The organism is Neobacillus sp. S1227 (genome assembly GCF_055385255.1).
Genome location: NZ_AP038276.1, coordinates 958,852 through 971,152, shown reverse-complemented (window position 1 = coordinate 971,152; position 12,301 = coordinate 958,852). Strand labels below are relative to the sequence as shown.

Genomic DNA, 12,301 nt, shown 5'->3' with positions numbered 1-12,301 from the left:
TATAGTTCGGGCACCAATACTCTTTATTGGCGACCGGTACTCTTGACTTTTTTATAGTTTGGGCGCCAATACTCCTTATTGGCGACTGTTACTCTTGATTTTTTTATTGTTCGGGCACCAATACTCCTTATTGGCGACAGGTACTCTTGATTTTTTTAATGTTTGGGCGCCAATACTCCTTATTGGCGACCGGTACTCTTCATTTTTTTAATGTTTGGGCGCCAATACTCCTTATTGGCGACCGGTACTCTTCATTTTTTTATAGTTTGGGCGCTAATACTCCTTATTGGCTACCGTTACACTCGTTTTTTCCAAATTTCGGTTACCAATACTCCTTATTGGTAACCGTTTCACTTGTTTTTTTTATAGTTCGGGTGCCAATAATCCTTATTGGCGACCGGTACACTCGTTTTTTCCATAGTCTAGGCGCCAATTAGATGCACTTACCCCATCTTCGCCCTCGAAGCAGCAGGCCGGTACTTTCTCATCGGTCCGAATTCAATAACTTCCTGCAGATAGAGATTGCCTTTTGGACTTGTCCGCTTAAGCAATTCCATCAAATATGTAATATCATCCATCGCTCTATGTGTTTGATAGTTTGTGATTTCATGAGCTTCCAAAAGGGTAATAAGCTTGCCATTTGGAAAGCCGTACTGTTTCCAAGGCACATTCCTCATCGTGCAGAACCACTGCAAGTCATTCACCTCAGGATACATATGAAAAAGGAAACTGCGGTCAAAGGAAGCATTATGAGCAAAGACAGAATCAGCATGTTGAAGATATTTTTTTACTTTCACATCAGAAAAACTTTTTCCTTGAACCAAATCAAATGGAATGCCATGTACACGAAAAGCACTATCATAATTTCTGCGCGCTGAGCTAGAAAGGGGCTCTCTTAAAAAGGCATCTTCCTCCAAAACCTCTAATATTTCACCGGATTCCGTACAGTAGGAAAATAGCTTCAGGGCCAATTCAATAACTTCATCTGTAGTCGGTCCCAGCCCTGTTGTTTCCACGTCCAACAATAACCCTAATTTCGTCTGTCTTTGCAATGTAATCATTCCTTAAATCGAAAATTTCCTTTATTATACCAGATTTCAGCCGCCCATCCTATATCTTAAAGACTGCCATGATTCTCCATTCCACTAATAAACGCCTTGATAACAATCTCCAAGCTCTCATCCAAATCCAATGACATCTTAAATCCGCCTCTTTGCTCCAACGAGGAGAATCCGTGCAGGACGCTCCGCAGTCCCCTTACAGTATGGATGGCTAGATCACCTTCTAGATGAAAAGCCTGCAGGACCCTGACGGAAAGGTCGACTATTTTTGCCCCTGCCTGCTGGACATCAATATCTTCCGGGTCCGGCGCCATCAATGTTGCCTCATAGATTCCAGGATGTCTTCTGGCGAAGCTTACATAAGCCTTACTAATCGATAGCAGCGCATCGGTGCCTGACACCCCGATCGCTGCCTGGGTCAATTCATCATACAACAAATTAAGTCCATAGATGGCCAGCTTTTTCCTTAATCCAGGCAGGCCATCGAAATGATTATAAAGAGAAGGAGGGCGGATGCTTAGCCTTTTGGCCAGGTTCGCCAACGTCACTTCTTGCATCCCATCTTGATCTGCAAGCTCTCCCGCGGCTTCCAGAATTGCTGATATTTCAAGTCCAACTTTCGGTCTAGCCATTTTATTTCTCCTTTTACCGTAATTTCTGTTCGAATTTATTGATAGCCATCTCCATGGATGCAACAGGGTTTTCTACCATTTCTCCGTGCCCGATAGCAAGTAAACTCGGGTTAAATTCAGCCAGTTTTCTGGCACTATTTAGCGCGGTTTGTTTGCTCCACGTACCGAACGCTGGGAATGGAAACAGTGGTCTTATATCCCCCGCAACAGCAATGCCTCCTCTTGTCTGGAAGGCGTCACCTGCTACTAAAGCATTCGTCCGCAAATCAAGAAATGACATGGACCCTGGTGTATGTCCTGGTGATTCAACTGCCCTTAAATGTCCAAGTTCATCCCCTGCCTTCAATAGTACGCTGGCTCTAGTTTTCAATTTCTTCGGCACGCCACCTTTAATCGGGGTCTGATCTTCATGGGAATCTAGGGAACGGTCGCCGATCATTAGTCGGTTATCCCTCACTGAAATATAAACAGGTACGTCTGGCAGTCTTTCCTTTAACAAATCCAGTGCTCCTACATGATCCTCATGGGCATGTGTTAAGACAATCTTTGTAATAGGTTTTCCAATTCTCTCGGCGGCCTGCAATATTCCCTTTGCACCAAATCCTAAGGCCGCATCAATTAGGGTTAAACAGTCGTCTTCTTCCACTAGATAGCAATTAACTGGAAAAATATTCGCCATAAACGTTACCTGATACAAATATCCCTTTTTGATTATTCTCATTATGACCAACCCCTTAACTAATATCATTAGTTTTATTTTAACTAATACAATTAGTTTTATCAAGAGTTTTTTTGTAAAATTTTCCTTAACTATCCCCTTCTGGCATGTAACAAATTGTTCAAAGCTTTTTTACGAATATGTGAATTAGTGAACGAAAAACCCTCAATTCAAATTAAATTTGCTATATTTACAGTGTAGAAATTATTTAGAACTTATAACCTTTTAAGGAGATGTTTCAAATGTTTGCAAATTGGTTGAGAGAAAACAAAATCGCCGCTGGAATTTTAACTGTCTTACGTCTCTATCTAGGATATTCTTGGTTCACCGCCGGTTTTCATAAAATAACTGGAGGATTTGATGCGGCAGGATTTTTAAAAGGAGTGACTGCCAATCCTGTAAAAGGTCCAGATGGTGCCGTTGTATATGGCTGGTATGTTGAATTCTTAAAAGGCTTCGCCCTTCCTAACGTTGATATCTTTAACTTTATCGTTCCTTGGGGAGAAGTTTTAGTCGGCTTAGGATTAATGTTAGGCTGCTTAACAACTGCCGCTGCATTCTTTGCCTTAGTCATGAACTTTGCATTCTTCCTTGCAGGAACTGTATCTCACATTCCAACTGACATTTTCCTTGGCGTGATGATTTTAGCTGCAGGCTACAATGCAGGTCACTTCGGTCTTGACCGCTGGGTTGTACCATTCTTCCGTAAAACAGTTTTAAAAGCTAACGATCCGGTTAAACACACTGCATGACTAAAAAACACCTCCATCTCAGCTTCGAGATGGAGGTGTTTGTTTTTGCGGATTAATAGCTGTTATCTTCCTCGAATCTTTGTCTGTTAACATACCAATTTGTAACCTGTGTCAGGATTGCAAAGACAACAAAGAAATTCATCGCCCAAACGTTAATGAACGGTTTAAGGCCGCCGAATTCAATTGTCGCATAGCCTTTAAACTTCATAACAATCATGGACTCAATAAAAATTAAAATGAAACCAACTACACCCGCAACGGCCGCCCTTATCATTGCAAATCCCCCCGAAAAGTTTTTGCTATATCTCAAAAGTAATTTTGGCAAAATTGTGAACTTATTATAACCATTATATAGCAACATAGAAGGAATCCAAAGTAAAATTAACTCGCACTTTTAAAAAATATTTAGTTTATAAGAATGGCTGCCAATTATGAAAAAAACCAGCTATCAAAAAAAATGGTGGACTAATTCTAAAAAGGTGTCAGAAAAGTGCCTGACACCCTTTTTTGGTTTTGGATTGAGCGGATTCATTTAGGAAAAGTAATTTTACGGTAGTCCCTGACCCTTCATTACTTTCTATTTCAATTTCACCTTTATGCAATTTCATAATACTTTTGGCGATATGCAACCCCAGTCCAGTTCCGCCGGTTTCTCTGCTCCTCGCTTTATCCACTCGGTAAAACCGCTCAAAAATATTTTGAATCTCATCCTGCGGGATTCCAATCCCATAATCTTTAACACTAATAATGGCAAATTGTTCTTTCTGGTCTAAGATAACATCAATTTTATCCTTGCTGTACTTCATGGCATTGTCCAGCAAAATGATAATTACTTGTTTGAGCTTTAATTCATCTGCATGAACAATGAGCGGGGACGCGGCATATTCCAATGTTATTTCTCGTCTATAGACATGTTTTAGTTGTTTCAAAATACTTTGGCATAAAGAAACCAGGTTTACTTCGTTGATTTCTAATTCCGTTTCCTTTTCCAGAGTGGCTAAGTCCAAAAAGGTGTCTGTCATTTTTTGTATCCTAGTTGCCTCCGAATGAATAGCCTGAATGGCTTCGTCAGCCATTTCTTTATTTTCAAGCCCGTGCCTTCTCAGCAGATTTGCATAGCTTTTAATGACCGTTAACGGGGTTTTTAATTCATGAGAGGCATCAGAAATAAACTGCGATTGCTTTGCTAAGTTCTGTTGTAGTCTATCTATCATCCGATTAAATGTTCTAGCCAATGTGTGAAGTTCGTCCTTTGCCCTATTTTGAATGGTGATGGTCTTCGGTACACCACTATTTTCAATTTCCTCCATTGTAGTAATCATATTGGAAATCGGCCTCATAATCATATTGGACAGCCATCTTCCTCCAAGTAAAGATAATAAGGCAGCTAGGATCGTACAAAATATTAAAATCGCTTCAAGAATCTCTTTCCTTGATTCTAATCCCTGTAATCGTTCTCCAATCTCGAGGCTTCCTCTTAATTGCTTTGTATTAACCGGAAAATGAACAACCATTACTTGTTCTTGCCCGTTTTTTCCAGAGATTACGTAAGTTTGTGACTGTTGATTTTCCGCGTATTTTCCTTTTATCTTTCTTGATTGTAACTTATCATTCGAAACCTCGTGGATGATTTTGTTCCCAGGACCAATGATTCGGATATAGGAGTTTTCTGATAAAAATGCTTTTAATTTGTCCTCAATACTACGAGAGGATCGGCTGTTATCAATCTGTTTTTCAATATCTGCTGCCTTTTGAAAAAGCATATCCTCCTCCATATTGAGGGTTGTTTTCATAAATAAGAAGAAGACGACTACATTAACGAGTATTAATATGCAAAGCATCCAAGCGGTTGTTAATAGGTTAATTTTCGTCGAGATCTTCATCCGTTTTCTCCTTTATCGTAAAACCAATCCCTCTAATAGTGGTTATTAACGGGACAGGAAAACCTTCATCCACCTTTTTTCGCAGATGTCTGATAAAAACATCGATTACGTTGGTCTCACCCTCATAATCATAGCCCCAAACATTATGGATGATGCTCTCACGTGTGACAACTTTGTTTTTATTCATGACTAAATAGACCAAGAAGTCATATTCCTTTGGTGTTAAGGAAATGGGGTTTCCACCTCTTTCCACTTCTCTTGATTCCTTATTGATGATTAGATCCCCGACAATCAGTTGAGACTTTTCCCCATTGGGACGATTCCGCAGGCAAGCACGAATACGGGCTAGTAATTCTTCGATTTCAAAGGGCTTGGTAACATAGTCATTGGCTCCATGGTCCAATCCCGATACTTTATCGTATGTTGTATTTCGAGCCGTTAAAAGAATAACGGGAGTATTATTGTTTTCCCTTCTAAATCTCTTTAATACTTCCATTCCACTTAACTCAGGCAGCATGACATCCAATAAAATTAAATCAATATCTGTTTGTAAGGCGGTTTCCAATCCTGCCTTCCCAGTGTGTTCAACTGTTACCTGATACCCTTCAAACTCAAGCTCCATCTTTAAAACTCGAGCAATTTGAGCTGAATCCTCGATTACTAAAATATGTGTTTCCATGAAACATACGTCCTTCCAAAGCTTTTTCTATAAATACAATGTAGCACCAAAAATTAAATTCATTTACCATCTTAATGAATTCTTAATCTTTTAAAGGGGTTAGTGAAGAAAATAAAAAAGCTATGAAAGGTTCCTAGCTTTTTTTAAAAAGAGTTATAAATTAAATTTTTTTGACCCGAATTGGACTCACCATTAAGAGGGCAAGAATTAAGGTAATCCATGCATTGCTATATGAGAAGAATCCCATGCCGGCAAGCGGCAGGCCGGCAGCGGGAATTGGAAGCCCTTTAAAATAGCCGATGGTTGGCTTGACACTGAACCTGGCTAATCTTAATGCCCCCATCATCGGAAAAAGGATAAATGCCAAAGAAGTTAATATAGATGGTGCAGCAATTGAATGGAATAAAAGAGCAGGGGCGACCCCAAAACTCACAATATCGGCCAAGGAGTCCAGTTCTACGCCCAATTCACTGTTCACTTTTAATTTCCTCGCAATCCTTCCGTCAAGAAGATCAAAAACGGCTGAAAAAAATATAAAAATGGCGGCAACTTCGATAAAGCCACTCATATTCAAGGTAATAGAAAGAACACCGCACAATAAATTTCCTAATGTAAATAAATTAGGAATTGCTTTTATTAAATGTTTAAACAAAGTCGTCCCCCCTGACTTTTAAATCTCCCATTAATTTAGCCTTTTCTATATATTCTTCCATTATTCTAAAAAATTTTTTCCATCTTAATGAAAGATATCAGTAAGTCCAAAAGATGTTTCATTCCATGTTTTATTTGAAAAAAGAATTAAAACATTAGGAGGAATCTCCGAACAAGCTAACATTATTGCAGCTGGCATTTTTTCATAATGCAGATACCCTTATTTCGCAAACACTTGGCATTGTCGTGATTGGCGGTATGTTCACTTCGACCATTAACAGCTTTATTATCATTCCGATTATTTATCAATGGCTGCATAAAAAGGCTGCAAAAAACATGTCGATGAATGCAAAAGTATCAGCTATAAAGCTTATAAAAATGACTTGAGGTAATGATAAAAAAGGTGACTGACACACTTTTACGCCGTCACCTTTTTTATCATTTAGATGCAACCAGCATATCCTAAAATACTCCATCTACACCAATTATTTTAAAGCCAAACCTTTATTTAATAACCTTTCAAATGCTTCCCCCTTTAATTTTTTGCAATATTAGCTTCAGGTTCATCTCTTCCATTGAAGACAGCCTGCAGCTATGACCATGAAACTCCAAATGCGATGTAACTTGATTTGGCACCACCACGCAATGAACACCTGCTTCTCTTGCCGCCCTGAGGCCGTTTAAGGAATCTTCAAACGCAACTGCTTCGAAGGGTTGGATACCAAGTGCCTTAACAGCTTGAATATATAATTCCGGGTCCGGTTTCACTTTAGAAACATCGTCCCTCGTTTTAATCACATCAAAATATCGGAGAATATTGAGTCTTTGTAAAAAGCCTTCCACCCATTTACGGCTTGAACTGGAGGCCAAACCAATTTTCAGTCCTATTTCTTTTGCTTCTTTAAGGTAGTCCACTACCGTTCCTAAAAACATAGACATCTATATACATCAGAAAATCTATGTGATCTAAATATGTTTTAGCTCATTTAGCACGCAAAACGAACAGCGTTTTTTGCGAATCGCGTTAGGGGATCACGCCCTAATTCCAGAATGGGAACATCCGTCTATAGAGGTCTTTCAACTTCTAGAAACTTCTTCGTTCCCGTCTCAATACCATTTACACGGTACAGGATATCTTTTTTTGATACTCTAGAAAGGCTGTTAGCCACGCTGGTAAAGCAGTTGACTCACTAATTGGAGTACGTGGTCCTTTTCTTCCTTGCAGGTAAAAAGGAAGTGTTGCTCCAACTTTTTATTGACTAACTATCTGCTTTTAACAGTTCGATTTTATCATGGAATAAATATTCTTTTTTCAAATGGTTGGTTATGGTTCTCCATTTCCTATAGTTGGATTGATGCTTACCAAAGTTTTTCGGTAAAGATAGAATGGTGTCATACTTCGGTTTTTCGATTTTAAAATAGTAACCTCGTCTAGCAATCATGCAGGCAGCGGATTCATGGGAGCTTAGCCCATATCTAGCCATAAATTTCATATGTCCGATTTGGCTGGTATACATAGGGTTAATCCGTTTGATTTTGACTCCTGCTTTTTTAGCTTTTGACTCTATGAATTGTTGAAACGAGGAATACGCAAACCCTGAAAGCATCCTTGCGTAGGCAGGCCCCCTCTCCCGAAGCTGTGTCTTTTTCTTTGAAAAGTCCAATTTTTCAATGACAACATCTTTTTGCACCAACACTGCGTAATCCAATACTGTCTTTATCGCATCACTCATAGAAGCTAGAACCTGCTCTTTTTTTCTATTGTACATGGGGACCTTTATCGACCAGCTATGAATGGGATTACCGAATCGGTCAATTTCACAGATGGCGAGAAAACCCGCATTTACATCAACGCCGATCAACCCATTAAGATTCGAGGTTCCCACTTTTGGTGCTTCCCTTTCAACGGTTGCGTTCAAATACCAGCCTTTATCCCTTTTCATAAACCGATAGGTAATGGAAGAATAGTATTTTTGAAGGCGGCCACTTCGTGTGAAACCCATTCTTGGAACCTTTGCCTTGTCCAGCCACTCTTGCCCATAGGGGAAAATGGCCGCGAGAAATTCTATATATTTCCCATATGTATCCACGAAATGATTCGCGACACGTAATCGTAGTGTGTTCTCCAAATCATACGTCGCTGTTTGGTTCCCAAAAGTTTCATCTTTCGAGCCAATCACCAAAAATTGTCCGTTTCTTGCCTCGATCCAGTCGTTTCTCCACTCTTGGTGATTCTTATAGTTATTTTCCTCTAAATGAAATTGTTTAAGGAACAGCTTCTTTGTACCAAAACAGATACGGATTTTTTTATTTGCCGCGTCTAACACAAGTTTCCCTAATTTCTGTTGGAGATTTCTTAGCCGTCGTTTCTTTTGATGGAGATAAAATTTAAGGTTGCAATATCTTTTTAAGGTTTTCAAAAAGGATGGATGTGTTTGTGGGATTCCCTGGAGTTTTTTTTGTGATTGTTCTTTTTGCGTGGTTTTCTTGTCGATGATTTTTTGTAAGTAAGCTGTTTTGGACCTCAGCTCTTGAATTTCCAGTTTTCTCTTTTTAATAAAGGAAGAGACCTTTCCGTCCAGCTGCATTCTGATCGAATTAAACTGCCGGGCTGTAATATCATACTGCTTAAGAAAGGTCTTTTTGAGGCTGGAGGAGGAGACCCCTTTGATGTGGGATTGGACGAACAAATTCCGTTCCAGCCTGCCGAAATAGGATGCATATTCTTGGAGGTACTGATCTGAAGATAGGCCTTTAGGTAGTGGAATGTTCGGCAGCTTCGTTTGGTAGGTTTGCAACATCTTCTAGAACCTCCTTTACTTTTTCTTCTAAGATTTTATTTTTGTGACTTCGAATGCTATACAATTTCCCGGAAAAGCTGGTAATGATGGCGATTAAATCTTCCGCTAATTCCTCTTGGGACGGTTTTTTTTCACCTGTCTGATCATCTAAAACATGTAGTTTAACCTGGTGACTTTCAAAATAAGTTTCCAAATATTGAAACCCAAAGCGAGTGAGGCGGTCACGGTATCGAATAGCCAGGTCCGTTATCAGTCCCGCCTCCGCTAATTTCATGATTTTGACTAGTCCTTTTCGTTTTTCATTTAAACCTGAACCCACATCCTCGATAACCATCACCTGTTTGAATGAATGTAAATCCATTTTATTCTTGATAAAATCAATCTGCCTTTGTAAATCTCCCTTCGTTTTTTGTTCATGCGATGAGACGCGGGCGTAAATGACTATGTTTCTTTCGTCTTTATTAACTGTAGAGTTTCCTAATAATCGGTTAATCTCGCTTTCAGGCAATCTTCTTTGACCATTGGGAGTACGAACAAAAACAACCCTTCCCGAATGATCCCAGCGTTGGAGTGTCTTAACAGTCACGCCTAATATTTCTGCAGCTTCATTCATCCTGTATAACTTTTCCATAAATCAAATATATCAATTATATTATCCAATGTCCACTATTGTCCATCATTTATAAAACTGCTTAAAACCCCTTCCCTTGCGGCAGGCTCCTTCATTTTTTCTAAAACAATTCTTTGACAGAGTTTTCGACGACTTCGGGTTTTATTGGTATGGTAAAATTCTCTTGGATATATGTGAATAGTTTAGTATCATCCGTTCCTATGATTTTTGAAAACTGCTGCAAAGAAAGGATTAGTCCATAGTCTTTAGCTAAGACCTCCTTATAGGCATCAAACCAATTCGTTTCTGTATCTACAATTAGTCCATCAAAATCAAATATGATTGCCTTCAATTATGTATCACCTCAGTTAATTTAGACGAAAGTTTTTGGAAAAGGTTTTGCCGTGTCGATTGTTTTTGTTGGGGTAAAAATTTATTACGACCGAGGCATCGGTTTTTTATAAGGTTCGGGTGTTAATGACCCTTTCATAACGACTAAGGCATTAATTTTTAAGCTGTCCAGGTGTAATAGATTTAAAGAAATTACGGGACCCTACAGGAAAAATATGTTAGATTTTATTTAAACCCTACTTCATTTCGACTACGTTATTAAAAAAATAGTTAAGGAGTGTTAAAAAATTATCAAAAATCAGGAAGATATTATTCAAGTTATCAGAGAAGATATCTGGATGATGGATATTTTAAAAATAGTACAAACTATGAATCTGCCTGATTGGTGGATATGCGCCGGGTTTGTCCGCTCAAAAATCTGGGATGTACTCCATGGATTTACAGCTAGAACCCCTCTACAGGATATCGATGTAATTTATTTTAATCCGGAAAATATTGATGAATATGACGAAAAGAAGCACGAAGATAAACTAAAAACCCTGAGGTCTGACATCCCATGGTCGGTAAAAAATCAAGCCAGAATGCATGTTGTTAACAACCTGAATCCCTACTCTTCTGCTGTGGAAGGTATTTCGAAGTTTCCCGAAACAGCAACAGCGGTTGGAGTGAAACTCGATGAAAAAGACAACTTAGTAATTGCAGCATCATGGGGAATCGAGGATTTGATTCATATGGAAGTGAAACCGACTTCATTATTTTCGACAAATATGGAGCTTACAAAAGTTTATGTTAATCGTGTTAAAACCAAGAAATGGGAAGGAACATGGAGCCAATTAAAGATATCTTTTTGAACCAAAGCTAATCTCAAAGAATCTTCATAACTTCCACATAAGTTCCCTATAAGTTCTACACAAAATTCTATTACTATAAAAGTAACTTAATTAGGAAATAAGTTCACACGAACTCATTTCTTAAAACTTCCCATAATTTTGATTGGTGCTAGCGCCAATCTATTTTTTTGTCCTTAAAAAATAGAGCCCCTCACTTTAGTGGTAAAGTGAAGGGCATTTTTTTAGAAGGTTCCTGCAAATGTCTGGGTTTCTGTTTCAAATGGGTTCTCTTCAATTTCGAAACCAAGATCTTTGATTAGTTGATAGTCTTCACTAGCTCCTTGACCGGCGGTTGTCAGGTAATCGCCGACGAAAATGGAGTTGGCGATAAACAACCCTAGATTCTGCAGGGAGCGCAAGTTAAATTCACGGCCGCCGGAGATGCGGATTTCTTTTGTCGGATTGATAAAACGGAATAGCGCTAAGATTTTGAGACATCGCAGCGGTGTCAGTTCGTTTAGGTCCTCTAGCTTCGTTCCTTTGATCGGATGAAGGAAATTGACCGGGATGGAATCGGCATCCAGTTCTCTTAACGCAAATGCCATCTCTACGATATCATCGTCAGTCTCTCCCATTCCGCAAATGACGCCGGAACAAGGAGAAATCCCCGCTTTCTTCACATTTTCAATCGTTTCGACACGGTCGTCATAATCATGTGTGGTGGTAATATTAGCGTGGTGATTGGCACTTGTATTGATATTGTGATTGAAGCGGTCAACTCCTGCTGCTTTCAATTTGTAAGCTTGCTCCTCACTGATCAATCCCATACAAGCGCAAATCTTGATTTGCTCGACCTCGCTCTTAATTTCTTGAACTGCTGAAATAACGGTATCGACCTCATTGTTGGTCGGCTTCCGGCCGCTCATGACGATACAGTATGTACCAATTTTGTTTTTCTTTGCTTCCTTGGCACCTTCGACAATCGTCTGTTTGCTAATGAGCGTATAACGGTCGATTTCCGTTTTAGCTTTAATGGACTGTGCGCAATAGCCGCAATCCTCCGGACATAGGCCGCTTTTGGCGTTAATGATTAAATTTAACTTTACCTTCTTACCATAATAATGTCTGCGGATTTCATAGGCGGCATTGACTAGGGACAAGATATCGTCATCATTCGAGTGCAAAATTTCCTTGGCTTGTTCTTTTGTTAGGACATATCCATCCAGCACTTCATTTGCTAGTTTTGACCAACTCACATAATCACCTCAATTATATTTGTTAACTTAAATTATAAATTGGTTAACAAATAAAATTATAAAACAACTAAACTGTA

Annotated in this window: 14 protein-coding genes and 1 pseudogene; 3 read left to right on the top strand and 12 right to left on the bottom strand. The window is 39.1% G+C overall.

Annotation, left to right across the window (positions count from 1 at the left end; genetic code table 11):
- Positions 1 to 443 precede the first annotated feature (443 nt).
- From ACZ5AE_RS04895 to ACZ5AE_RS04885, 3 genes are read right to left on the bottom strand one after another with little or no spacing between them, the layout of a single operon-like run.
- Positions 444 to 1,061, bottom strand: a complete 618-nt coding sequence (locus ACZ5AE_RS04895) for an exonuclease domain-containing protein (RefSeq protein WP_464570004.1) — start codon at positions 1,059 to 1,061, stop codon at positions 444 to 446.
- Between the two features lie 56 nt (positions 1,062 to 1,117).
- Positions 1,118 to 1,693 carry a TetR/AcrR family transcriptional regulator gene (locus ACZ5AE_RS04890; RefSeq protein WP_464570002.1) on the bottom strand — a complete coding sequence of 192 codons (576 nt, stop codon included), beginning with the start codon at positions 1,691 to 1,693 and terminating at the stop codon, positions 1,118 to 1,120.
- A gap of 13 nt (positions 1,694 to 1,706) precedes the next feature.
- Entirely contained in the window at positions 1,707 to 2,414 is a 708-nt protein-coding gene (locus ACZ5AE_RS04885) for an MBL fold metallo-hydrolase (protein WP_464570000.1), read from the bottom strand.
- Between the two features lie 239 nt (positions 2,415 to 2,653).
- On the opposite strand from ACZ5AE_RS04885, the gene ACZ5AE_RS04880 reads away from it, so the two are divergent.
- A complete protein-coding gene (locus ACZ5AE_RS04880) occupies positions 2,654 to 3,163 on the top strand; it encodes a DoxX family protein (RefSeq protein WP_464569998.1) in 510 nt (169 codons plus the stop codon).
- A gap of 52 nt (positions 3,164 to 3,215) precedes the next feature.
- Here the strand turns inward: ACZ5AE_RS04880 and ACZ5AE_RS04875 are convergent, their stop codons facing one another.
- The 4 genes from ACZ5AE_RS04875 to pssA form a co-directional block, all read right to left on the bottom strand.
- Positions 3,216 to 3,437 carry a hypothetical protein gene (locus ACZ5AE_RS04875; protein WP_464569996.1) on the bottom strand — a complete coding sequence of 74 codons (222 nt, stop codon included), beginning with the start codon at positions 3,435 to 3,437 and terminating at the stop codon, positions 3,216 to 3,218.
- 208 nt (positions 3,438 to 3,645) lie between these two features.
- Positions 3,646 to 5,046 carry a sensor histidine kinase gene (locus tag ACZ5AE_RS04870; protein WP_464569994.1) on the bottom strand — a complete coding sequence of 467 codons (1,401 nt, stop codon included), beginning with the start codon at positions 5,044 to 5,046 and terminating at the stop codon, positions 3,646 to 3,648.
- Positions 5,024 to 5,725, bottom strand: coding sequence for a response regulator transcription factor (locus ACZ5AE_RS04865; RefSeq protein ID WP_464569992.1), 702 nt, complete (start codon positions 5,723 to 5,725; stop codon positions 5,024 to 5,026). Before ACZ5AE_RS04865 ends, ACZ5AE_RS04870 begins: the two co-directional genes overlap by 23 nt.
- A gap of 160 nt (positions 5,726 to 5,885) precedes the next feature.
- On the bottom strand, positions 5,886 to 6,377 hold the full coding sequence (gene pssA / locus ACZ5AE_RS04860; RefSeq protein ID WP_464569990.1) for a CDP-diacylglycerol--serine O-phosphatidyltransferase: 492 nt from the start codon (positions 6,375 to 6,377) through the stop codon (positions 5,886 to 5,888).
- 185 nt (positions 6,378 to 6,562) lie between these two features.
- Here pssA and ACZ5AE_RS04855 point away from each other — a divergent pair, with 185 nt between their 5' ends.
- Positions 6,563 to 6,763 carry a hypothetical protein gene (locus tag ACZ5AE_RS04855; protein WP_464569988.1) on the top strand — a complete coding sequence of 67 codons (201 nt, stop codon included), beginning with the start codon at positions 6,563 to 6,565 and terminating at the stop codon, positions 6,761 to 6,763.
- Positions 6,764 to 6,895: 132 nt separating this feature from the next.
- Here the strand turns inward: ACZ5AE_RS04855 and ACZ5AE_RS04850 are convergent.
- From ACZ5AE_RS04850 to ACZ5AE_RS04835, 4 genes and pseudogenes are all read right to left on the bottom strand, one after another.
- Positions 6,896 to 7,294, bottom strand: a pseudogene (locus tag ACZ5AE_RS04850) (HAD-IA family hydrolase); the annotation flags it as partial.
- Between the two features lie 341 nt (positions 7,295 to 7,635).
- Positions 7,636 to 9,177, bottom strand: a complete 1,542-nt coding sequence (locus ACZ5AE_RS04845; RefSeq protein WP_464569986.1) for an IS200/IS605 family accessory protein TnpB-related protein — start codon at positions 9,175 to 9,177, stop codon at positions 7,636 to 7,638.
- Positions 9,131 to 9,790 carry an IS607 family transposase gene (locus ACZ5AE_RS04840; RefSeq protein WP_464569984.1) on the bottom strand — a complete coding sequence of 220 codons (660 nt, stop codon included), beginning with the start codon at positions 9,788 to 9,790 and terminating at the stop codon, positions 9,131 to 9,133. The genes ACZ5AE_RS04845 and ACZ5AE_RS04840 overlap by 47 nt, the downstream gene beginning before the upstream one ends.
- 118 nt (positions 9,791 to 9,908) lie before the next feature.
- Positions 9,909 to 10,139 carry an HAD hydrolase-like protein gene (locus tag ACZ5AE_RS04835; RefSeq protein ID WP_464569982.1) on the bottom strand — a complete coding sequence of 77 codons (231 nt, stop codon included), beginning with the start codon at positions 10,137 to 10,139 and terminating at the stop codon, positions 9,909 to 9,911.
- 337 nt (positions 10,140 to 10,476) lie between these two features.
- On the opposite strand from ACZ5AE_RS04835, the gene ACZ5AE_RS04830 reads away from it, so the two are divergent.
- Positions 10,477 to 10,989: a nucleotidyltransferase family protein gene (locus ACZ5AE_RS04830; RefSeq protein WP_464569980.1), complete on the top strand. Its 513-nt coding sequence runs from the start codon at positions 10,477 to 10,479 to the stop codon at positions 10,987 to 10,989.
- 221 nt (positions 10,990 to 11,210) lie between these two features.
- Here ACZ5AE_RS04830 and bioB read toward each other — a convergent pair whose 3' ends face one another.
- Positions 11,211 to 12,224, bottom strand: a complete 1,014-nt coding sequence (bioB, locus tag ACZ5AE_RS04825; RefSeq protein ID WP_464569978.1) for a biotin synthase BioB — start codon at positions 12,222 to 12,224, stop codon at positions 11,211 to 11,213.
- Between the last annotated feature and the right edge of the window lie 77 nt (positions 12,225 to 12,301).

What these genes read in the sequence shown, in the direction of transcription:
- ACZ5AE_RS04895 (WP_464570004.1), bottom strand. Translation starts at nt 1,061, where the DNA reads ATGATTACATTGCAAAGACAGACGAAATTAGGGTTATTGTTGGACGTG.
- ACZ5AE_RS04890 (WP_464570002.1), bottom strand. Translation starts at nt 1,693, where the DNA reads ATGGCTAGACCGAAAGTTGGACTTGAAATATCAGCAATTCTGGAAGCC.
- ACZ5AE_RS04885 (WP_464570000.1), bottom strand. Translation starts at nt 2,414, where the DNA reads ATGAGAATAATCAAAAAGGGATATTTGTATCAGGTAACGTTTATGGCG.
- ACZ5AE_RS04880 (WP_464569998.1), top strand. Translation starts at nt 2,654, where the DNA reads ATGTTTGCAAATTGGTTGAGAGAAAACAAAATCGCCGCTGGAATTTTA.
- ACZ5AE_RS04875 (WP_464569996.1), bottom strand. Translation starts at nt 3,437, where the DNA reads ATGATAAGGGCGGCCGTTGCGGGTGTAGTTGGTTTCATTTTAATTTTT.
- ACZ5AE_RS04870 (WP_464569994.1), bottom strand. Translation starts at nt 5,046, where the DNA reads ATGAAGATCTCGACGAAAATTAACCTATTAACAACCGCTTGGATGCTT.
- ACZ5AE_RS04865 (WP_464569992.1), bottom strand. Translation starts at nt 5,725, where the DNA reads ATGGAAACACATATTTTAGTAATCGAGGATTCAGCTCAAATTGCTCGA.
- ACZ5AE_RS04845 (WP_464569986.1), bottom strand. Translation starts at nt 9,177, where the DNA reads ATGTTGCAAACCTACCAAACGAAGCTGCCGAACATTCCACTACCTAAA.
- ACZ5AE_RS04840 (WP_464569984.1), bottom strand. Translation starts at nt 9,790, where the DNA reads ATGAATGAAGCTGCAGAAATATTAGGCGTGACTGTTAAGACACTCCAA.
- ACZ5AE_RS04830 (WP_464569980.1), top strand. Translation starts at nt 10,477, where the DNA reads ATGATGGATATTTTAAAAATAGTACAAACTATGAATCTGCCTGATTGG.